Here is a 20,973-nt window from a genome sequence, read left to right as displayed (position 1 = left end):
TCGTCCACTGAGCCTGGGACCTGGGTTCGTGCCTTCGGTACTTCGACCGCGACGACTGCGATCGTGGTCGCCGCACGGGAGGTGCCCCGTGCGGCGGCGGTGGTCGCCGATGTCGTCGACCCGGCTGCGGTGCGCGGGCCGGAGGTTTTGCTGGAGCCGCTGCGCACGGACGGGCCGGTGGTGCGGGTGCGCACCGGCGACCTGTGGGAGGCGGTGGGCACGGCGATCACTCGACAGGTCATCAAGGCCGGGCATGCCCGCAAGTTGCACCGCGCCTTCTGCGAAGCCCACGGCACGCGCACGGACACCGTCGCCGGACCAGCCTGGGCGTTCCCGCGGCCGGAAGTCGTCCTGACCTTGTCGGACGAGGACTTCGCCGGGCTCGGGATGACGTTCTTCCGCACAGCGCTGCGAGCCGCGGCAGAAGCGGTCAGCAAGCACCACCAGGACTGGGCGGGCCTGCCGGGCGCCGACCTGGTCGCCGCGCTGCGCACGATCCGGCGGATCGGCCCCTGGACGGCGCACGCCGCCGTGGCCGACCACACCAACCGCTTCGATTTCTACCCGTACTCGGACTTGGCCGTGCGCACCTGGGCGGCCCGTCTCGCCCCCTCCGTCGACTGGCCCGCCGACGACGCCGGGTTCGCCGCCCGGTGGCTGTCGATGGCCGGGGAGCACCTGTCCGATCTGACCTTGTTGACCTTGGCCTGGGGAGTTCGCCATGCACAAGGGGTCGCCGTGTAACCCCTCTTCGTCCACCTCCTTCCACTACATCTCCGGTGCCGATCCGACGCGCCCCGTCGACGTCGTGTTCGTCAACGCTCCGCTGCGGGACTACGAGCAGCGCCCGCGGGTGAACGACTTCACCCTGCCGGTGCTGGGCATGGCCTACATCGCCACCGTCGCCTCCCGCGCCGGGTTCAACGTCGGCGTCCTCGACGCCGAGGCGCACGGCCTGGGCATCGCCCGCACCGCCGACCTGGTCAACACCATCGCGCCGCGGTGGGCCGGGTTCAACCTGCTGGCACCGACCTACGAGATCAGCGCGCGCATCGCCTCCGCTCTCGACCCGGACATCAAGGTGCTGCTCGGCGGCCACCAGGCCAAGGCCATGCCCGCCCGCATCCTCACCGACCCGCACATGCACCGCTGCGAGGCCCTGGTCCTCGGCGAAGGCGAGAGCAGGGTGCAACGCCTGCTGCACGATCACCGCGACCGCGCCTGCCTGCCCGCGGTGATGTGGCGAGACCCCATCACCCGCACCCCGGTCACCGGCGGCATGCCCGGCACCAGCCACCTGCTGGCACCCGACATCGACGCGCTCCCGTTCGTGGACCGCCGCTTCCTCACCCAGGACCCCCACCCCGACCGGGGCAGGCTCGAAGCGAACATGGTCGGCGCCCGCGGCTGCCCGTACGACTGCAGCTTCTGCGGTGCGGCGGTCAGCGCCAACCCCGACGTCACCATCCGCACCCGCAGCGCGGACAACATCCTCGCCGAGATGCACGAACTGCGCGGCACCGGTGTGACCGCGTTCCGCTTCGTCGACGACCTGTTCCTCGGCGCCCGCCGGGTCATCCGGACCATGGCCGACGCCTTCGGTTCCGAGAACATGGATGACTGGGCGGCATGGGACGCCACCGGACGCATCAACGTCCTGCACCGCGAACCCGACAACATCCTCGACACGCTGCGCACCAACGGGCTGCGCGAGGTCGCACTGGGCATCGAGTCCGGCAGCGAGCGCATGCTGGACCTCATCGACAAGCGCATCGACCCCGACATCACCCTGAGCGTCGTGCGACGGCTGACCGAGCGCGGGATCAACGTCAAGGGCTACTTCATCCTGGGTCTGCCCACCGAGATCAGCGACGAGGTCGACGCCACCGTGGACCTGGTGCACCGGCTCTGGGACACCACCGAGAACCACCCGGGACCTTCCGGGCCTCGGCGTTCGAGTACCGGCCCTACCCCGGCACCCCGGACTGGACCCGGCTCATGGCCACCGGCCGCTACAGCGAGGACCAACTGCTCGACTACACCGCCGTCGACCTCACCGCCGACGGCGCGGAGGAGTCCATGCGCGAGCGCGACGAGTTCAACTTCTCGGTCAACCTCCAGCTCAGCGCCGCGCCCTTGGACTACGTGCGCACCACACTCATCGCCCTGACCCGCGCCCAACACGACCGCAAAGAGGCTGCCCGATGACCGGGATGCTCGTCAGCATCGACGGGCCCGCCGGTGCGGGCAAAACCACCGTCATCGACCTGGTCGGACACCACCTGAGGGCCCTCGGGCACCTCGTGCACACCACGACCGAACCCTCCCGCGGGCCCATCGGCCAGCTGGCCCGCTCGCACGCCGACGTGCTGCACGGGTACGCCCTGGCATCCCTGGTCGCCGCCGACCGCTACCACCACCTCGACGCCGAACTGCGACCGCGACGCGACAGCGGGCACATCGTGCTGTGCGACCGCTACCTGCCCTCCACACTCGTGCTGCAACGCATCGACGGCGTGCGCTTGGACTTCCTCGAAGCCGTCAACGCCCACGTCGACCTGCCCGACCTCGCGGTCCTGCTCACCGTCGCTCCGCGCGTCGCCGCCACGAGGGTGCACGCCCGCGGCGGCGCGCACAGCCGATTCCACCAGGGGCCGAGCTCCACCGCTCAGGAGATCGTCTGCTACGAGCAGACCGCCACCTGGCTCACCGACCGCCGTGTTCCCGTCCTGCGCGTCGACACCACCACGAGCTCACCGAACGAGGTGGCCACCACAATCACCGAGGGCATCGTGGCCATGCTGTCCACCGAAAGGGCCAACCCACACCCCCGGTAGCCTGCGGGACGACCAGCTCACGCAGAGGAACACCGCGGGTATGGAAGACCAGTACACCATCATCGACGTCCACGTGCTCCTGCTCAACGACGACCACGTGCTGCTCATCAGGCGCCGGGGCGCCTATGGCGACGGGATGTGGCACCTGCCCTCCGGCAAGCTCGACCCGCACGAAGCACTGCCCGCGGGGGCCGCGCGCGAAGCCCACGAGGAGGTCGGAGTGCTCGTCGACCCCGAGGACCTCGAACACGCGGCGGTGCTGCACGTGGCCAACTCCGGCCCGACACCGCGACTCGGGGTCTTCTTCCACACCCGCCGTTGGACCGGTACCCCGACCAACCGGGAACCTGAGAAGTGCGCGGGCATCGACTGGTTCCCGCTGCACGACCTGCCCGACAACGTCATCCCGTACCCGCTGGCAGGCATCCGCGCGTTCACCTCCGGCACCCCCTTCGCCGTCATCGGTTGGGACGATTCACCCAGCAGCGGATTGCCGCAGCTGGTACCCGAGCGGAGTTGGCAAAGGCCCTGTCGTCAGTAGCCGAGACCGGTGCTGAGGTCCCGGTGTACGTCGCTATCGTCGAGCGCGTCGTCCAAGCGGGAATCGCGAGCATCGAGGTCGCCACGCAGGTCGTCGACTTCAACGCGATAGTGGACTGCGATCGCCTCGGACGGCGCGGCATGGCCGGAACACGGATGTGAGGCGGTTCACCGAGGGCCGCTACCGTGCCTCGCCGTCCTTGCCCTCCGCCTTCCGGGCCTTGCTCCGCTGCTCCTCGGCGCGCTCGCGGCAGCGGCGCAGGAACTCCGCGTCGGACTCGGCGTCACCGGCGGCGAAGCGGCCGGGTCGGTCATACTCCGGGAAGTGCGGCATCGTCCGCTCGTAGGCGCGCGGGCGGACGGGCCCGCGGAGGGGCTTGCCTGCCACCAGCCAGACGATCGCACCCGCGAGCGGGAAGAACAGGACTATCAGGAGCCAGGCCATCTTGGGCAGGTGCCGGGTGTCGCCGTCGTCGGTGGTGATCACGTCGACGAGACAGAACAGCCACAGACCCAGGGTGAGAAGGCCGAAGAGACCGCCGAAGTAGAGCATCGCTGGAAACCCCCCATGGTTCGTGACCGCAGGGTAGCGCAATGCCGCGGACGCCGGAACGCGCGGAGTCGGCCACATGGTGAACCCGGAAACCGAGCTGCCGCGCCCGGCGCGCGTGTACGACTACCTGCTCGGCGGGGCTCGCAACCTCGTCGCAGCCCGCGCCTTCGCCGAGCGACTGGTGACGGCGAGATCCTGCCGGTCACCTATGATGAGGCCGAGCCGGTCAGCTTGACCCGGGGATTCCTCGCCGCGCCGAACCGCTTCCTGTGTCACCTGCTCACCGACGAACCCCAGTAGCCGCCAGGGTCCGTTCGGCGGTCCGCTGCCTAGTGATCGTCTGATTGCGGATCAGCCTGCGGTGTGCCCACGCTGGTTCACCCGAGTGACCAACCGCCGAAACAAGCTGGGGCGGTGGAACTCGGCGTAGGTGTTCGCCGCGCACCCGAGTTCCGGTTCCGCGAGCGAGGGGTGGCCTGGATTTTCGGTGGCATCACGGTCACCAGCTTGGAAGGAACCGGAGCGGTGGTGGCGACGTCGTTGTCCCAGCGGATCGCATACTCGTGGTGCCCGTGATCGTCGACTCCGGTCGCCGACTGGACCTCCTCGGCGGTGGACTGGCGGCTGTTCCTGCTCGAGTTCTGGGATGATCACAAGGCCGCCGAGGAGCAGACCGCTGCGGAGATCGCCCGGAAGCGAGCCTGCTGCGCGATAGCGGAACGGGTGGGAGCGATGGCTGCGGCGACGCGGTCCAGTTCGTAGGGGTGTGTCCAGGACGGCGCGCGGGCTGGCATCGTGCGTGCGAGGTGCGCCCACCAGTCCTCCTCCATCGCCGCCGCCGCCTGCCGGTCGGGCAGACGGGAGGCGATGGGGGAGCCAGTCGTCTGCGAAGAAGTACGTCACACCGAAGTCCAGTCGCTGGCGGACGAATTCGATGTCGGCCGCGCCGACTCGCGGTGCCTCGGTGCGCCCGACGGTCGAGGACTCGCGGCTTCAGGCGTCTCGCGGTGATGTCCTCGGTGTGCTGGCCGGTCCCGAGATCGGGAGCGTGTGACGGCCGTGGCAGCAGGAAGGAGAGAGTGGCGCCGGAAGCTGTGTGTCGCTCATGGTGACCACCTCCGTCGGCCCGATCGGCGCCTACGGACCCCGGCCACCAACGGGTGAACCGCCAGGTCGACGCCGCCGAACCGGGGGTGACGATCAACGACGCCAAGAGCCGTGCGGCTCAGTCCGTGGGCAGGCGGGCGGCCAGGGTGGCGGCGAACTCCTCGGCGCGGGCCAACTGGACCCGCAGGTCGTCGCAGCGCTGCTGGGCGGCTCGCTCGAAGTCGGCCAGGACGCCGAGGAGGGTGGCGCGTTCGCCGGGGTCGAGCGGTTCGGGGGCGTCGAGGCGGTCGGTGGCGGTGAGCAGTTCGCGCATCTGGTCGAGGGTGAAGCCCAGCGGTTTCATCCGGCGGATCACCATCAGCCGGGCGATGTCCGCCTCGGTGTAGAGCCGGAAGCCACCTCGGGTGCGCGCGGACGGGACGACCAGGCCCACCTCCTCGTAGTGGCGGATTGTGCGCAGTGACAGCTCGGTGCGGGTGGCCACCTCACCGATGTGCACGTGTCCGCCCACCACTGCCACCCCCCGTCGCGCCGGGGGCGGTGTCACCGCTCACACCCGGCCAATCCCTACTCTAACGTGAGGGTAGGGTTCGCCGGGTCGGTCGGGTCGCCACTCCGGACCGCAGTCCACCCGCGCCCCACCCGGGCGACCCGAGCACGACAGGTTCCCCCTTGACGACACCACCGCCGACGCCCCTGCCCACCCCGCCCCTGCCCACCCCGTCCCGGCGCAGGCCCGCGTGGCTGACGCCGAAGGTGTTGCGCACCGAGGTCCTTTCCGGACTGGTGGTCGCGTTGGCGCTCATCCCCGAGGCCATCTCGTTCTCCATCATCGCGGGCGTCGACCCCCGGGTTGGGCTGTTCGCCTCGTTCACCATGGCCGTGGTCATCGCGTTCGTCGGCGGGCGGCCCGCGATGATCTCCGCCGCCACCGGGGCCATCGCCCTGGTCGTCGCCCCGCTCGCCCGGGAGCACGGCTTCGGGTACCTGGTGGCGACGGTGATCCTCGGTGGGCTGATCCAGGTCGTGCTTGGCTCCCTCGGGGTGGCCCGGCTGATGCGGTTCGTGCCGCGCAGCGTCATGGTCGGGTTCGTCAACTCCCTGGCGATCCTGATCTTCCTGGCCCAGGTGCCGGAACTCGTCGACGTGCCGTGGCCGGTGTACCCGTTGGTCGGCGCGGCGCTGCTGCTGATGGTGTTCTTCCCCCGGCTCACCCGGGCCGTGCCCGCCCCGCTGGTGTCGATCGCGGCGCTGACCGCGCTCACCGTGGGCGCCGGGATCGCCGTGCCGACCGTCGGCGACAAGGGCGAGCTGCCGTCCTCGCTGCCGGTGCCCGGCCTGCCCGACGTGCCGTTCACCCCGGCCACCCTCGCCGTCATCGCGCCGTACGCGCTGGCGTTCGCGCTGGTCGGGCTGATGGAGTCGCTGATGACCGCGAAGCTGGTCGACGACATCACCGACACCCACTCCGACAAGACCCGCGAGTCCATCGGCCAGGGGATCGCCAACGTCGTCACCGGGTTCTTCGGCGGCATGGGCGGCTGCGCCATGATCGGCCAGACGATGATCAACGTGAAGGCGGGCGGCGCCCGCACCCGCCTGTCGACGTTCCTCGCCGGGGCGTTCCTGATGGTGCTGTGCATCGCGTTCGGGCCGCTGGTGTCCGACATCCCGATGGCCGCCCTGGTCGCGGTGATGGTGCTGGTCGCGTTCGGCACCTTCGACTGGCACTCCGTCGCCCCCGCCACGCTGCGGCGCCTGCCCGCCGGGGAGATCGGCGTCATGGTCGTCACCGTCGCCGTCGTGGTGGCGACCGACAACCTGGCGATCGGGGTGGTGGTCGGCAGCATCACCGCGATGGTGATCTTCGCCCGCCGCGTCGCGCACCTGGTCGAGGTGACCCCGCTGCCCGACCCGGACGGCGGCCGGGTCGTCTACGCGGTGACCGGCGAGCTGTTCTTCGCCTCCAGCAACGACCTGGTGTACCGGTTCGACTACGCGGGCGACCCCGACCGGGTCGTGGTCGACCTGACCGCCGCGCACATCTGGGACGCCTCGTCGGTCGCCGCGCTGGACGCGATCACCACCAAGTACGCGGCCCGCGGCAAGACCGTGGAGATCGTCGGCCTGAACACCCCGAGCGCGACGATGCACGGCAGGCTCACCGGGGAACTCGCCGGGAACGGCTGAACCCGACCGGGTGACACCCGGTTCAAGCCGGTCGCCGGGCGGGAACCCCCGGACCGTCCTCACCGGACCCCGAGGCGGCGGTCAGGGCGGAGATCGAGGCGGCGCAGCACCGGCGGTCCTCGTCCCGCGCCCGCGCGTCGGCGGCCCGGGTGGACCCGCCCGCCCCGACAGCGACCCACAGAGGAGCACTCGTTGCCAACCCGTAGGGCTCTCGCCGCCTGCGCCGTCACCGCAGGCCTCCTGGGTGGCGCCACCGCGCTCGCCGCCGCCGCCCCGCCCGCCGCCACGGCCGACGCGCCGTGGGCCCTGGTCGCCCGCACCACCGCCGAGTGCCTCGGCACCCCCACCACCGAGCTGCCCGCCCTGCCCGGCCTCGCCGCGATCGAGGTCCCCCGCGACCTGGCCCGGTTGCAGGCCCCGGGCAGCGGCACCTGCTTCGCCGAAGCCGCCGCCGCCGCGACCAACCCGATCAAGGCCCTGGTCGACCAGGCGACGGCCCCGGCGGGCGCCCGCGCCGCCGCCCCGACCGCCCTGATCGGTGAACTCCTCACCGACCCGTGCGCGGGCACCCGGGTCAAGTCCGGCATCAAGGCCGTGACCGCGCTGGTGGACGTCGGTGCGAAGGACACCGCTGTCCTGGGCACCCCGGAGAAGGTGGACTGCGTCCGGAACTCGGCCGAACCGGCGGCCGAACCGCTGCGGAACCTGATCACCAACGGCGCGGGGCAGTCGTCCCCGGCGCCGACCTCGGCCGCGTCCTCGTCGACGCCGAGCAGCTCCGGCACGTCCCCGGCCCGACCGACGTCGTCGGCGCCGACGGGTTCCAGCGCGCCCGCCGCGCCCTGACCCGGCCGGTCGCCCGGGTCGCCGCCGCTCAGTCCCGGCGGGTCGCGACGACCTGGGTGACCACGGCGCACAGCAGCAGCACCACCACGGCCACGACCGCGCTCCACGCGGTCGTGGCCAGCACGCCCGCGGTGGCCGACTCGGTGCGCGCGAGCAGCAGGACCAGCGGGTTGATCGGCGGCAGCCCGCGCGTGAGCAGCACGACGACCAGCAGCAGCAGCGCGGCCAGCAGCGACCACCCCGGCCTGCGGATCACCAGCCGCGAGGTGACCATGCCGATGGCGGTGCCCAGGCAGGCCGCGGCCAGCAGCGCCAGCGCGCCGGTCGCCAGGTCCAGGGCGGTGACCCGGTCGTTGCCCAGCACCCCGGGCAGCACCACCACCAGCCCGGCCAGCACCGCCGAGGTCAGCAGCACCACGACGACCACCGCGACCAGCAGCGCCCAGGAGCGGCCGGTGTTCACGGCGGTGATCGCGCGCTGCACCGGGTCCTCCACGGCGATCAGCGCCGCGGTCGACCACGCGGAGCAGACCACCGCCACCGCGGTCATCGGCGCGAAGATCGGCACCACCGGCTGCGCGCCCGCGTCGTTGGCGAACAGGGCCATGCACGCGATGAACACCAGCGCGGGCGGCAGGTACCGCTGGGAGTGGAACATGACCGCGGCGGTGTAGCGGACGAGGGCGATCACCGGAGCCCCCCGTGTTCCGGTCGGTGCGCACGGGCCGCCTCGTCCACCCGCACCACCGACCACCCCTGCCGCAACGCGGCCAGCAGGAACCCGTCGGAGTGCTCACCGGCCACCCGCACCACGACGAGACCACCACCGTCGTCGCGCGCGTCGAACACCCCGTGCAGCAGCGGGTCGGCCAGCGGTGGCCCCGGCAGCCGGGGCGGGCGCAGCACCACGCGGGTGACGGCGACCCGGTCGGCGGGGTCGACGTCCACCACCGAGGCGCGCCCCTCCCGCACCTGGCAGACGCGGTCCGCGGTGATCGCCACCACGGACTCGCGGTGGTCGGTGAACACCACCGCGCCGCCCTCCGCCGCGACCTCGGCGATCACCTCGCCCAGCACCCCGTGCGCGGCGTGGTCCAGGCCGGACCACGGCTCGTCCAGCGCGAGCAGCGCGGGTGGCACCACCAGGGCCTGCGCCACCGCCACCTTCTGCAGGTTCCCCTTGGACAACCCGCGCAGGGGGGTGTCGGCGCCGCCGACGAGCGCGAGCCGATCCAGCAGCCCCGACCCGCGTTCGACGGCCTCGGCCGTGCCCAGCCCGCGCAGCCTGCCCATGTGCGCCAGGTACGAGCGGGCGGTCAGCCGCTCGTCGGACGGGAAGCGCTCCGGTACGTACCCGACCTGCCGCGGCCGGTCGAGCACCCGCCCGCTGCTCGGGCGGGTCGCGCCCACCACGATCCGCAGCAGGGTCGACTTGCCCGAGCCGTTGCCCCCGGTCACGGCCAGCACCTCACCGGGCACGAGGTCCAGGTCCACCCCGCGCAGCACCGGCCTGCCGCCGGAGTACCGCTTGCCGACACCACGCAGCCGCACGGACGCCCCTCCCACCGCGGTGCGCCACCGGTCTGCGATCGGTGTGCGCCGGGGGGCCGACCCTAGGACATGGTCGGTGAGGACGGGGTGTGACCCCGGGGTTCAGACCCGGGTGTCGTCGAAGTAGGTGCGGCGGGAGAGGATGAGGGCGCCGTGCTCGCCGGGTGGGTGGGCGACGGTGTCGAAGAAGTCGCTGAACCTGAGGTCCACTGTGGACCCGTCGCGCAGTGACCCGGTGAACCGGCCCTCCACCGCGGCCTGCTCGCCCGACCGGAACACCGACAGGGTGTGGTGGCGGCCGTGGTCGACCAGGCGGGTGGAGCGGTAGAAGGCCCGGAGGTCGACCAGCCCGGTGATCGTCGGGTAGCCGGGGCGCTTGTAGCGGATGTCGTCGTGGAAGAGGTCGAACAGGGTGGGATCGCCGGAGTCGACTCGGACGTAGTACGAGTGGACCAGGGCTGTGATGGCGTCGATGTCGGATCTCCTCGCCGCTGCGGTCCCCGACCGAACCGCCAGACCCTAGCCGAGCCCGCACCCCGGCCGATAGCGCCGAACGGACGCTGGGCAAGGGTTCCGCACCGTTCCAAGTGGGCTCGGGATTGGCTGTTGTCCGACGGGGGCTCGGGCGCTTAGGGTCGGTCGTGACCAAAAAACCAGAACGGTCAAACGTCCTGGGGGCGCTCGGGTGAGCGACACCGGGGCCGACCACGCCGAGCGCGCCGAACGCATCCTGGACGCGGCGGGCGGGCTCATCCTGCGGTGGGGCTACCAGCGGGTGACGATGCAGGACGTCGCCCGCACCGCCGGGGTCGGCAAGGGCACGCTCTACCTGCACTGGCGCACCAGGGAATCGCTGTTCGTCGCGGTGCTGCTGCGCGAGTCCATCGCCATGGTCGACGCGCTGCTGGACCGGATGCGGGCGGACCCCGAGGTCGTGCTCCTGCACCGGATGCAGCGGGTGTGCTTCGAGGTGGTGCTCGACCGGCCGCTGCTGCGCGCGGTCTACAGCGGCGACGGCGAGCTGCTGGGCAACCTGGCCCGGCACGCGAGCACCATGGACGAGGGCAGGCAGGACGCCTTCCTGCGCTCCTACCTCGCCCGGTTGCGCGAGCACGGCCTGGTGCGCGCGGACACCGACCTCGACGACCAGGCGTACGCGGTGAACTGCGTCATCACCGGGTTCAACCTCACCGGCCCGGTCACCGCCGACGACGTGCCCGCCTCGGACGCCCGCCGCGCCCGGGCGCTGGCGAACACGCTGCGGGCGGCCTTCGAGCCCGACCGGCGGCCTGACGCGCGGGTGCTGCGGCAGCTCGCCCCCCGGGTGATCGCCGACCTGGAGGAACTGCGGGACGCCCACGCCCGCCACCGGTTCGGCGATCGCCGACCCGACAGCCCGCTCGGCAGCACGACCCCGAGCACGACCGACACGACCGCGGGCACCGCCCGCTGAGAGGAAACCATGACCTCCTTATCCAACGGTCCCCGTCCCACCGAGCCCGCCGACCTGGTCGACCTGTTCACCCGGCTGGCCCACCACCGGGCCCACGAGCCGGTCGTGTTCAACGAGAGCATCCAGGCGTGGGAGGCGTTCAGCCACCAGGACGTCACCCGCATCCTGTCCGACCCGGCGACGTTCTCCAGCGACATGTCCGCCCTGGTGCCCAGCGACCCCGACATCGACAAGATCGCCAAGGGCAACCTGATCAGCATCGATCCGCCCCTGCACCGGCAGATGCGCGGTCTGGTCAGCAAGGCCTTCACCCCGAAGTTCGTCGCCGAGCTGGCACCGCGCATCACCGAGGTCACCGCGGAACTGCTCGACGGGCTGGCCGGGCGCGAGCGGTTCGACCTGGTCCACGAGCTGAGCTACCCGCTGCCGGTCATCGTGATCTCGGAGATGATCGGCATCCCCAGCTCCGACCGGGAGACCTTCCAGCGCTGGGCCGACGTCCTGCTCAACAACGAGCCCCCGGCCGACGAACCGCTGCTCGACGCGCTCGGCGACCAGGTGGCCGCGATCGCGCCCACGGTCCGGGAGATGGGCGCCTACATGCTCGAGCACGTGCGCAGGCGCCGGGTGAAGCCGACCGACGACCTGGTCACCGCGCTGGTCGACACGCAGGTGGACGGGCGCTCGCTGGACGACGACGAGATCGTCTGGTTCACCGCGCTGCTGCTGCTGGCGGGCCACATCACCACGACCGCGCTGCTCGGCAACACCCTGCTGTGCCTGGACTCGGCGCCGGAGGTGGTCGAGGACCTGCGGGCGGACCGCGACCTGGTGCCGGGGATGCTGGAGGAGGTGCTGCGGATGCGCCCGCCGTTCACCAAGCTGGCCCGGCTCACCACGGCCGACGTCGAGCTGAGCGGCACGACGATCCCGGCCGGGCAGATCGTGTTCGCGTGGCTGGCCTCGGCCAACCGGGACGAGTCGGTGTTCACCGACCCCGAGGTCTTCGACCCCCGGCGCGAGTCCGCCAAGCAGGCGGGGTTCGGCCACGGCATCCACTTCTGCCTGGGCGCCCCGCTGGCCCGGCTGGAGGCCAAGATCGCGGTGAACATGCTGCTGGACCGCTACCGCGACATCCGGGTGGACCCGCAGGGGGAGATCGACTTCTTCGACGTGCACGCGCTCCTGGGCGCCAAGTCGGTGCCCGTGCTGGTCCAGCCCCGCTGACCCGACTCACCCGAATGGCCCGGCAGGCACACCCGCCTGCCGGGCCATTCGCACGTGCAGACAACTGTGCCACGCATCACTCTCCGATCGGTTAGAGTGAGCCTCAAGTTGGGTAACCCGAGGTTGTCGCTCCCTCGCGTGGGCGGGACGGAGTGGTTGTCGGTGCAACCGACACCGGGACCGGTCCGCGTGGGTCGCGGCACACTTCGACGGGAGGGCGTTTCTTTCAGGTGGTGTGATCGTTCGTGCGGCCGAGGGGGCCGTATCCAATCACCAGGAGCGGCCCGCGCCCGCGCAGTCGTGGGCTGCTGTTTTCCTGCGCGAGTCCCGGGGTGGACCGCGCATTCATTCATGAGTCGCTTCCGCGTACCCACCGGCTGTGTGCTTTCGCCGGTCGATTTCCCGGCTCGATCGCTGCGGCGCATTGGTCGAATGTGCATCGAGTGCCGCGGTTTGCATATGACTGACAAGTTGCGGGCCAACGCGTGAATTATTCACGTCTTCAATGTGAATGAGTTTCCGGAGTGTGGCGACACGCCGATGCGTCTGCGGACGCCGGTTCCTTTGCGACAATCGGGTGATGAAAACTCACAAAGCCACGTTGTCACGCTTTTGTGAGGACGTGGCACGTTTATGTCCGGTGGTCGCCCCACCGGTGGGCTCGACTCGGAGAGCGCAGGCCGCCCCGCGGTGGGCCGCAGGGGCGGGCGGGTGGCCCGGGCGCGGGCGCGCCCGGGCCACCGCGGGCCCGCGGTGGTCGTCACGCACCCATGGCCGCGCGCAAACTCGCAGGTCGCATGTCGGTCCACTCGGCCTCGATGTAGTCGAGCGCGGCCTGCCTGCTGTCCGGCCCCCGGCGCACGTGCCAGCCCGCCGGGACGTCGACGAACTCCGGCCACAGGCTGTGCTGACCCTCGTCGTTGACCAGCACCAGGTAGTTCGCGTCATCGGATTCGAATGGGTTGCTCATCGCGCGAGATCCTTCTGTTGGTTTCCGGGGAGCGGTGCGGGGAGGAGCTCCGGGCTGCTTCGACAGCGAGCCGATGAAGTGTAGCGAAGTCGCCGTGCGGTGTGCGACCTGTCGGGAGACGAGCCGGGAACGCCTTCGGGTGTTGCCGCCGGTGAATTGCGGTTCGACACCCGGGGAGGTGGTGCGCGACAGCACACGAAAAACTGGGCGTGGTCGTTGGTTATTTACGACAAAACGAGCGATCGGACCGACTTAATGAGGAGGAAATGTTGCTCCGATCGGCGGTAGCAAATTCTTCCGCCGGTCACCAGGATGGGCTGATCCCCCGAGTGCGTCGAGTGGAAGGGGACGTGCACATGTCCTTCACACCCACGGAGTGGCGACCCCTTGCCCGATCAGTTCGATACGACCGACGCAGACAGACTCGACATGTCCGTTGATTCCCTCAACCTTTCCGCGATGCTCGGCGAACTCGCCGGGGAACACCGCGTACCCGGCGCCGCCCTCACCGTGCGCCTGCGGGGTGCGACCACCTCGGTGGTGACCGGCTGTGACCGCCACGAGGGCGGGCGCCCGGTGACCACCGCGACCAGGTTCCCGATCGCCTCGGTCACCAAGGCCGTCACCGCCACCCTCGTCATGGTCCTGGCCGCCGACGGTGACCTCGACCTCGACGAGCCGATCGGTCCGCACGTCCCGCAACTGCGGGAGCACCCGGTGGCCGCCGCGACGCCGCGCCAGTTGCTCAGCCACACCGGCGGGCTGGCCGCCGCGGGTGCCACCGATCCCGCGCACACCGCCTCGCCCCTGCGCTACCTGGTGGAGCACGCGCGCTCGACGGACCTCGTCCTCCCGCCCGGCTCGGGCTTCTCCTACTCCAACGCGGGCTACGTCCTCGCCGGGCACCTCATCAGCGACGTCACCGGCATGTCCTGGGCCGAAGCGGTGCGGACCGTCCTGCTGACCCCGCTGGGCATCCGCCCGGCGTTCGTGGTCGGGGCGGGCCCCGGCGAGGAGGACTTCGCCCCCGGTCACGTCGTCGGCGGGCTCGACGGCCGGACCAGGCCGGTCCGGCAGACGCTGTCGGCAGCGGAGGCCGCCGCGGGCGCGCTCGCGCTCAGCGCCGACGACCTCGTGTCCTTCGCCCGCCTGCACACCGAGGCCGCGGCCGCGGACCCGGACCTCGACGGGCTGCTGCCCGCCGCGACCGCCCGGGCGATGCGCGAGCCCGCACCCGCGGCCGAGCCCTACGGGTTGGCGGCGGGCTGGGGCCCGGGGCTGGCGGCGTTCACCGACGGCGGCCCGCCGTGGTGGGGCCACGACGGCACCGGCGACGGGACCTCGGCCCACCTGCGCATCCAGCCCGAGCAGGACGCGGTGGTGGCGCTGGTGACCAACGCCAGCACCGGCGCCGCGCTCTGGCGGGCGCTGGTCGGCGAGCTGCGCGCGCTCGGCGTCCCCGTCGCCGACCAGGGGCCACCCCCCTCCGGCCCGTCGCACCCACCGCCCGCCGAGTGCGTGGGCAGCTACCGCAACGGCGCCACCGAGTACCTGGTCGGCGACGACGGGGACCAACTGAGCCTCGCGGTCGACGGGGTCGCGGTGGCGGTCCTGCGGTTGCGACCGGACCTCGGCTTCACCATGCACGACACCGTCTCCGCGGGCCCCCCGCACGAGGGGCGGTTCCTGCGCGACCCGGTCACCGGCCGCGTCGACCGGCTCCAGGTCACCGGCCGCCTGGCCAGCCGCGCGGCCCCCGCCGCGGCGCCCGCGCACCAGCCCTGACGCCTTGCCCCGCGCCCGACCGCACCGGCGGGCACCCACGACCTCGGCCGCAGACGGCACCTCTCGGACAAAGGAGCGGCGATGCGCGACGCGCGCACGTACCCGACCACCACCCTGGCGGGCGACCACGCATCCCCCGGCACCCTGGCCGACCTGGTCGAGGCCCAGACCCGGCGCACCCCCGGCGCCGCGGCGGTCATCCACGACGGCGGGCAGCTCAGCTACGCCGAACTCGACGACCGGGCCAACCGGCTGGCCAGGGCGCTGCTGCGCCGGGGCGCGGGCCCGGAGCGGATCGTGGCCCTGGCGCTGCCGCGCTCGGTCGACATCATCGTGGCCGAGTTGGCCGTGGCGAAGTCCGGCGCGGCCTTCCTGCCGGTGGACCCGACCTACCCGGCCGACCGGATCGCGTTCATGCTCGACGACGCCCGGCCCGTGCTGGTGCTCACCCGCTCCGACGTGGCGTCCTCGGTCCCCGCCGACGTGACCGCCGTGCTGGTGGACGCCGACGACGTCCGCGCCGAACTCGACCGCACCCCCGGCACCCCCGTCGAGGACGCCGAGCTGCCCGCCGGGCGGCACCCGGCGCAGCCCGCCTACCTGATCTACACCTCCGGTTCGACCGGCAAGCCCAAGGGCGTGGTGGTCACCCACCGCGGTCTGGCGTCCTTCTCCGCCGCCGAGATCGAGCACTTCGGCGTCGTCGAGGGCGACCGGGTGCTGGAGTTCGCCTCGCCCAGCTTCGACGCGTCGGTGCTGGAGCTGTGCATGTCGCTGCCCGCGGGCGCGGCCCTGGTGGTGCCGCCGCCGGGCCCGCTGCTCGGCGACGCGCTGGCCGAGGTCATGGCCGACGGCGAGATCAGCCACACCCTGATCCCCCCGGTGGCGCTGGCCACCATGCCGGTCGTGCCGCTGCCCGGGCTGCGGACGCTGATCGTCGGCGGCGAGGCGTGCACCGCGGACCTGGTGAACCGCTGGGCCCCGGGCAGGCGCATGATCAACGCCTACGGCCCCACCGAGTCCACTGTGGTCGCCACCTGGAGCGAGCCGCTGGAGCCCGGCCGGGGAACGCCGATCGGCCGCCCGATCCGCGACACCGAGGTCCACCTGCTCGACGACAAGCTGGCCCCGGTCCCCGTCGGCTCGCCCGGCGAGCTGTACGTGGCCGGGCCCAGCCTGGCCCGCGGCTACCTGGGCCGCTCCGCGCTGACCGCGCAGCGGTTCGTGGCCAACCCCCACGGCGCCCCCGGTGAGCGGATGTACCGCACCGGCGACATCGCCCGCTGGGGCGCGGACGGCCAGTTGGAGTTCGTGGGCCGGGCCGACCACCAGGTCAAGATCCGCGGCTTCCGCATCGAGCCGGGCGAGATCGAGGCCGTCCTGGCCGAGCGGCCGGGGATCAGCGCCGCCGTGGTCGTCCCGCGCGAGGACCAGCCCGGGGTCAAGCGCCTGGTCGCGTACGTGACCCCGGTGGGCGACGTCGCCTCGGTCGACGTGGCGGGCCTGCGGGCCGCCGCCGCGGCGGCCCTGCCGGACTACATGGTCCCCGCCGCGTTCGTCGTGCTGGAGCGGTTCCCGCTGACCCCCAACGGCAAGCTGGACCGCGCGGCGCTGCCGTCGCCCGCCTCCGGCACCCGGCGGGTCACCGGCGACCTGGCGCGCACCGACCTGGAGCGGACCATCGCGGGCGTCTGGGCCGACGTGCTCGGCGTCGACGCGGTCGGCGCGCACGAGGACTTCCTCGCCGTCGGCGGCGACTCCGTGCAGGCCTTCCGGGTGCTCGCGCGGCTGCGCAGCGCGCTGGGCGTCGAGCTGTCGGCCCGCGCGGTGTTCGACACCAGGACCGTCGCCGGGCTCGCGGAGCTGGTCGCGGGCGGCGCGGCCACCAGGTCGGGCGGGGTCATCCCCACCGTCGCGCGGGACGAGCCGCTGCCGCTGTCCTCGGCGCAGCGCAGGCTGTGGTTCGTCGACCAGTTCGCCCCCGGCGGCACCGAGAACAACACCGGCATCGGCCTGCGCCTCACCGGCGCGCTGGACACCGCCGCGCTGGGCCGGGCCCTGGCCGAGCTGGTGCGCGGGCACGAGTCGCTGCGCACCACGTTCGAGTCCGCCGACGGGCACGGCGTGCAGGTGGTGCACCCGTCGGGGCACCTGCCGCTGCGCGAGGTCGACCTGTCCGCCGTCCCCGCCGCCGAACGCCCGGCGGCCCTGGAGGCGGTGCTGGCCGAGCACGGCGCGCAGCCGTTCGACCTCGGCACCGGCCCGCTGGCGCGGGCGCTGCTGGTCCGGCTCGACGCCGCCGAGCACGTGTTCGCGCTGCACCAGCACCACATCATCACCGACGGCTGGTCGGTGCGGATTCTCATCGACGAACTCGTGGACCTCTACGGCGCGTTGCGCCTCGGCGAGGAGCCCGCGCCGGTCCGGCGGGCGGTCGACTACGCGGACTTCGCCGCCTGGCAGCGCGGTCGGCTCGACGACGGCACCCTGGACGAGGACCTGGCCTACTGGCGCGAGCAGCTCGCCGGGCTGGTGCCGCTGGACCTGCCCACCGACCGCCCGCGCCCCCCGGTGCGCACGTCCGCGGGCGCGATCCGCCGCCGGGCGCTGCCCGCCGACCTGGTCGAGCGGCTGACCGCGGTCGCCAGGGAGAACGACGCGACGCTGTTCGCCAACCTGGTCGCCGCGGTGCAGCTCCTGCTGACCCGCCACACCGGGCAGCGCGACATCGCGGTCGGCGCGGCCACCTCCGGCCGCGGTCGCGCCGAGTGGGAGCAGGTCGTCGGGTTCTTCGTCAACACCGTCGTGCTGCGCTCCACCGTGGACGAGGAGCGGTCGTTCAGCGACCACCTCGCGCGGGTGCGGGAGACCGTGCTGTCGGCCTTCGCCCACGACGAGCTGCCCTTCGACCGGCTCGTGGACCTGTTGCAGCCCGAGCGCGACGCCGCGGCCAGCCCGCTGGTGCAGGCCCTGGTGGTGCTCCAGGAGGACTGGGCGGGCAGCCGCGCCGCGGCCGGGCTGGACATCGAGGAGCAGGACCTGCCCCGCCCGTCGGCCCGCTTCGACCTGGTCGTGGAGTTCTGGCCCAAGGACGGCGCGCTGAACCTGGTGGTGGAGTACAACACCGACCTGTTCGACGCGGCCACCGTCGACCGCATCGCCGCCCGGCTGCACGTGCTGCTGGAGGCGGTGGCCGCGGCGCCGCAGCGGCGGATGGCCGAGCTCGGGGTCATGCCCGACGACGAGCGCGCGCAGATCCTGGGTCCGTGGAGCGGGTCGTCGCCGGAGCCGGACGAGTCCAGTGTGGACGTTTCGGTGCCCGCGGTGTTCGCCCGCGTCGCGGCGGCCACCCCGGACGAGGTCGCGGTGGTGGGGGACGCCGAGTCGCTGACCTACCGCGAGCTGGACGAGCGGTCCGACCGGCTGGCGCACCGCCTGGTGGCGGCGGGCGTGCGGCCGGAGGACCGGGTGGGCCTGCTGGCCGAGCGGTCCGCGCACTACCTGGTCGTCGTCCTCGCCGTGCTCAAGGCGGGGGCCGCCTACCTGCCGCTGGACCTGCGCGCCCCGCGCTCGCGGCTGCGCAGGCTGCTCGACGAGGCCGGGGTGCGGTTGGTGATCCGCGACGCCGCGCTCGCCGACGTGGCCGCCGACCTGCACGACGGCCCCACCCTCGACTCCGCCGACACCGGTGCCGACGTGCCGGTGGGCGCCCCGGGCACCCGGCCGCTGCCCCGGCAGTTGGCCTGCGTGCTCTACACCTCCGGCTCCACCGGCACCCCCAAGGGCGTGGCGGTGACCCACCAGGACATCGTCCGGCGGGTGGCCGACGCGCACTTCTCCGGCGGCGGCCACGAGCGGGTGCTGCTGCACTCGCCGCTGGCCTTCGACGCCTCCACCTACGAGATGTGGGTGGCGCTGCTGCGCGGCGGCCGGGTCGTGGTCGCCCCGCCGGTCGACCTCACCGCCGACGTGCTGCGCCGGATGGTGGCCGAGCACGGGGTCACCGGCATGTGGCTGACCGCCGGGCTGTTCCGGATGATCGCCAGGGAGGACCCGGACAGCCTGGCCGGGATGCGCCAGGTGTGGACCGGTGGCGACGTGGTGCCCGGCGCCGCGGTCCGCCGCGTGCTGGCCGCCTGCCCCGGCCTGGTCGTGGCGGACGGGTACGGCCCGACCGAGGCCACCACGTTCACCACCCTGCACCCGATGCCGTCGGTCGACGCGGTGGAGGACGTGCCGCCGATCGGCCGCCCGTTCACCGGCATGCGGATCTTCGTGCTGGACGCGAACCTGCGGCCCGTCCCCGCCGGGGTGACCGGCGAGCTGTACATCACCGGTGACGGCGTGGCCCGCGGGTACCTCGGGCGCCCGGGTGCCACGGCCGAGCGGTTCGTGGCCTGCCCGTTCGAGCCCGGCGCCCGCATGTACCGCACCGGCGACCTGGTGCGCTGGCGCGGCGACGGGGTGCTGTGCTTCGTCGGCCGCACCGACGACCAGGTCAAGATCCGCGGCTTCCGGGTCGAGGTGGGCGAGGTCGAGGAGGTCGTGACGCGGCACCCCGCCGTCGCCGAGGCCGTGGTGACCGCGCACCGGCAGCCGGACGCCTCCGCGCGCCTGGTCTGCCACCTGGTGTTCGAACCGGGCGAGCAGGCGCCGATGCCCGCCGAGCTGGTCGCGTTCCTCGCCGACGAGCTGCCCGACTACCTGATCCCGTCGTCGTTCGAGGTGCTCAGCGCGCTGCCGCTGAGCCAGAACGGCAAGGTGGACCGCCGCGCGCTGCCCGCGCCCCGGGCGGTGGGCGCGGTCGACCGCGCCCACGTCGCGCCGCGCACCCCGGCCGAGGAGGCGCTGGCCGGGCTGTGGGCCAAGGTGCTCGGGCTCGACGCGGTCGGGGTCACCGACAACTTCTTCGAGCTCGGCGGCGACTCGATCATGAGCATCCAGGTGGTGGCCGAGGCCCGCAGGCTCGGCATGGACCTGACGTCGAAGGACATCTTCCTGCACCAGACCGTCGCCGCGCTGGCGCCGGTGGTCGGGTCCACCACGACCTCGGCCGAGCAGGGCCTGGTCGTCGGCGCCGCCCCGCTCACCCCCATCCAGCACTGGTTCTTCGAGCGCCACCCGGCGGGCACGACGCGGTTCAGCCAGTACCTGGACGTGGAGCTGACCCCGGGGGTGGACGAGGCGGCGCTGCGCGCGGCGCTGGCCGCGGTCCTCGCCCAGCACGACGCGCTGCGCATCCGGTTCGACCGCGAGCAGGGCGGGTGGCGGCAGTACAACGCCCCGTCCGAGGCGGGGCAGGTCTTCGCGCGGGTCGAGGTGGCCGACGAGGCGGGCACCGCCGCGGCCAAGGAGCGGCTGCTCGCCGAGCTGGACCCGGTGGCGGGCCCGCTGCTGCGGGTGGCGCTGCTCGACCGGGGCGCCGACCGGGTGCCGCTGCTGTTCCTCGCCGTGCACCACCTGGTGGTGGACGCGGTGTCGTGGCGGGTCCTGCTCGCCGACCTGGACACCGGCTACCGGCAGGCGGCGGCGGGGCGCCCGGTCGACCTGGGCGAGAAGAGCACGTCGTTCCAGGCGTGGGCCCGCCGCCTCACCGAGCACACCGCGAGCGGCGGCTTCGACTCCGAACTCGACCACTGGGCCGCGGTGTGCCCCGGCGCGGAACCGGCCCTGCCCACCGACGGCACGGGCGCCAACACCGTCGCCTCCACCCGCTCGGTGACCGTCCGACTGGACCGGGACGAGACCAGGGCGCTGCTCAACCGGGTGCCCTCGGTGTACCGCACCCAGATCAACGAGGTCCTGCTGACCGCGCTCGGCCAGGCCCTGGCCGACTGGACCGGCTCGCCGCGCGTCCTGGTCGACCTGGAGGGCCACGGCCGCGAGGAACTGTTCGACGACGTCGACCTGTCCC

At 72.8% G+C, this 20,973-nt stretch carries 15 protein-coding genes and 1 pseudogene; 10 read left to right on the top strand and 6 right to left on the bottom strand.

Annotated elements, in window-relative coordinates; genetic code table 11:
* Nucleotides 1-63 precede the first annotated feature (63 nt).
* From UO65_RS04180 to UO65_RS04165, 4 genes are read left to right on the top strand one after another with little or no spacing between them, the layout of a single operon-like run.
* Nucleotides 64-744 (top strand): DNA glycosylase family protein, encoded by a 681-nt coding sequence (locus tag UO65_RS04180; protein ID WP_200873305.1) that lies wholly within the window; start codon nt 64-66, stop codon nt 742-744.
* The gene (locus UO65_RS04175) at nt 722-2,170 is read left to right on the top strand and encodes a B12-binding domain-containing radical SAM protein (protein ID WP_200873304.1); all 1,449 of its coding nucleotides are present in this window, start codon (nt 722-724) and stop codon (nt 2,168-2,170) included. The genes UO65_RS04180 and UO65_RS04175 overlap by 23 nt, the downstream gene beginning before the upstream one ends.
* A 34-nt stretch (nt 2,171-2,204) precedes the next feature.
* Nucleotides 2,205-2,837 (top strand): dTMP kinase, encoded by a 633-nt coding sequence (gene tmk, locus UO65_RS04170; RefSeq protein WP_035278884.1) that lies wholly within the window; start codon nt 2,205-2,207, stop codon nt 2,835-2,837.
* 40 nt (nt 2,838-2,877) lie between these two features.
* The gene (locus UO65_RS04165) at nt 2,878-3,378 is read left to right on the top strand and encodes an NUDIX hydrolase (protein ID WP_052020659.1); all 501 of its coding nucleotides are present in this window, start codon (nt 2,878-2,880) and stop codon (nt 3,376-3,378) included.
* A 180-nt stretch (nt 3,379-3,558) separates the two neighbouring features.
* Here the strand turns inward: UO65_RS04165 and UO65_RS04160 are convergent, their stop codons facing one another.
* Both UO65_RS04160 and UO65_RS04155 read right to left on the bottom strand, forming a co-directional pair.
* Nucleotides 3,559-3,930 (bottom strand): PLD nuclease N-terminal domain-containing protein, encoded by a 372-nt coding sequence (locus UO65_RS04160; RefSeq protein WP_035278883.1) that lies wholly within the window; start codon nt 3,928-3,930, stop codon nt 3,559-3,561.
* A gap of 1,225 nt (nt 3,931-5,155) precedes the next feature.
* Entirely contained in the window at nt 5,156-5,548 is a 393-nt protein-coding gene (locus tag UO65_RS04155; protein WP_407643120.1) for a MerR family transcriptional regulator, read from the bottom strand.
* Between the two features lie 200 nt (nt 5,549-5,748).
* Between UO65_RS04155 and UO65_RS04150 the strand changes: the two genes are divergently transcribed.
* Together UO65_RS04150 and UO65_RS04145 are read left to right on the top strand one after the other, a co-directional pair.
* On the top strand, nt 5,749-7,227 hold the full coding sequence (locus UO65_RS04150) for a SulP family inorganic anion transporter (RefSeq protein WP_035278898.1): 1,479 nt from the start codon (nt 5,749-5,751) through the stop codon (nt 7,225-7,227).
* Nucleotides 7,228-7,419: 192 nt separating this feature from the next.
* Complete coding sequence (locus UO65_RS04145) at nt 7,420-8,073, top strand: hypothetical protein (protein WP_035278880.1); 654 nt, start codon at nt 7,420-7,422, stop codon at nt 8,071-8,073.
* Nucleotides 8,074-8,101: 28 nt separating this feature from the next.
* On the opposite strand, the gene UO65_RS36560 is transcribed toward UO65_RS04145, so the two are convergent.
* The 3 genes from UO65_RS36560 to UO65_RS34295 form a co-directional block, all read right to left on the bottom strand.
* The gene (locus tag UO65_RS36560) at nt 8,102-8,764 is read right to left on the bottom strand and encodes a hypothetical protein (protein WP_035278878.1); all 663 of its coding nucleotides are present in this window, start codon (nt 8,762-8,764) and stop codon (nt 8,102-8,104) included.
* Nucleotides 8,761-9,624 carry an ATP-binding cassette domain-containing protein gene (locus UO65_RS04135; protein ID WP_035278876.1) on the bottom strand — a complete coding sequence of 288 codons (864 nt, stop codon included), beginning with the start codon at nt 9,622-9,624 and terminating at the stop codon, nt 8,761-8,763. The genes UO65_RS36560 and UO65_RS04135 overlap by 4 nt, the downstream gene beginning before the upstream one ends.
* A 102-nt stretch (nt 9,625-9,726) precedes the next feature.
* Nucleotides 9,727-10,098, bottom strand: a complete 372-nt coding sequence (locus tag UO65_RS34295) for a nuclear transport factor 2 family protein (RefSeq protein ID WP_267880583.1) — start codon at nt 10,096-10,098, stop codon at nt 9,727-9,729.
* A gap of 211 nt (nt 10,099-10,309) precedes the next feature.
* Here UO65_RS34295 and UO65_RS04125 point away from each other — a divergent pair, with 211 nt between their 5' ends.
* Nucleotides 10,310-11,077: a TetR/AcrR family transcriptional regulator gene (locus UO65_RS04125; RefSeq protein WP_052020657.1), complete on the top strand. Its 768-nt coding sequence runs from the start codon at nt 10,310-10,312 to the stop codon at nt 11,075-11,077.
* A gap of 9 nt (nt 11,078-11,086) precedes the next feature.
* Nucleotides 11,087-12,304, top strand: a complete 1,218-nt coding sequence (locus UO65_RS04120) for a cytochrome P450 (RefSeq protein WP_035278875.1) — start codon at nt 11,087-11,089, stop codon at nt 12,302-12,304.
* Nucleotides 12,305-13,064: 760 nt separating this feature from the next.
* On the opposite strand, the gene UO65_RS04115 is transcribed toward UO65_RS04120, so the two are convergent.
* The gene (locus UO65_RS04115; RefSeq protein ID WP_035278874.1) at nt 13,065-13,274 is read right to left on the bottom strand and encodes an MbtH family protein; all 210 of its coding nucleotides are present in this window, start codon (nt 13,272-13,274) and stop codon (nt 13,065-13,067) included.
* Nucleotides 13,275-13,703: 429 nt separating this feature from the next.
* On the opposite strand from UO65_RS04115, the gene UO65_RS04110 reads away from it, so the two are divergent.
* Nucleotides 13,704-15,059, top strand: coding sequence for a serine hydrolase domain-containing protein (locus UO65_RS04110; RefSeq protein WP_084175291.1), 1,356 nt, complete (start codon nt 13,704-13,706; stop codon nt 15,057-15,059).
* Nucleotides 15,060-15,194: 135 nt separating this feature from the next.
* A pseudogene (locus UO65_RS04105) lies at nt 15,195-20,973 on the top strand (amino acid adenylation domain-containing protein); the annotation flags it as partial.

This window comes from Actinokineospora spheciospongiae (assembly GCF_000564855.1).
GTDB classification, from domain to species: domain Bacteria; phylum Actinomycetota; class Actinomycetes; order Mycobacteriales; family Pseudonocardiaceae; genus Actinokineospora; species Actinokineospora spheciospongiae.
Note: the sequence above shows the minus strand (reverse complement) of the source record. Positions and strands in the feature narration are given on the sequence as shown.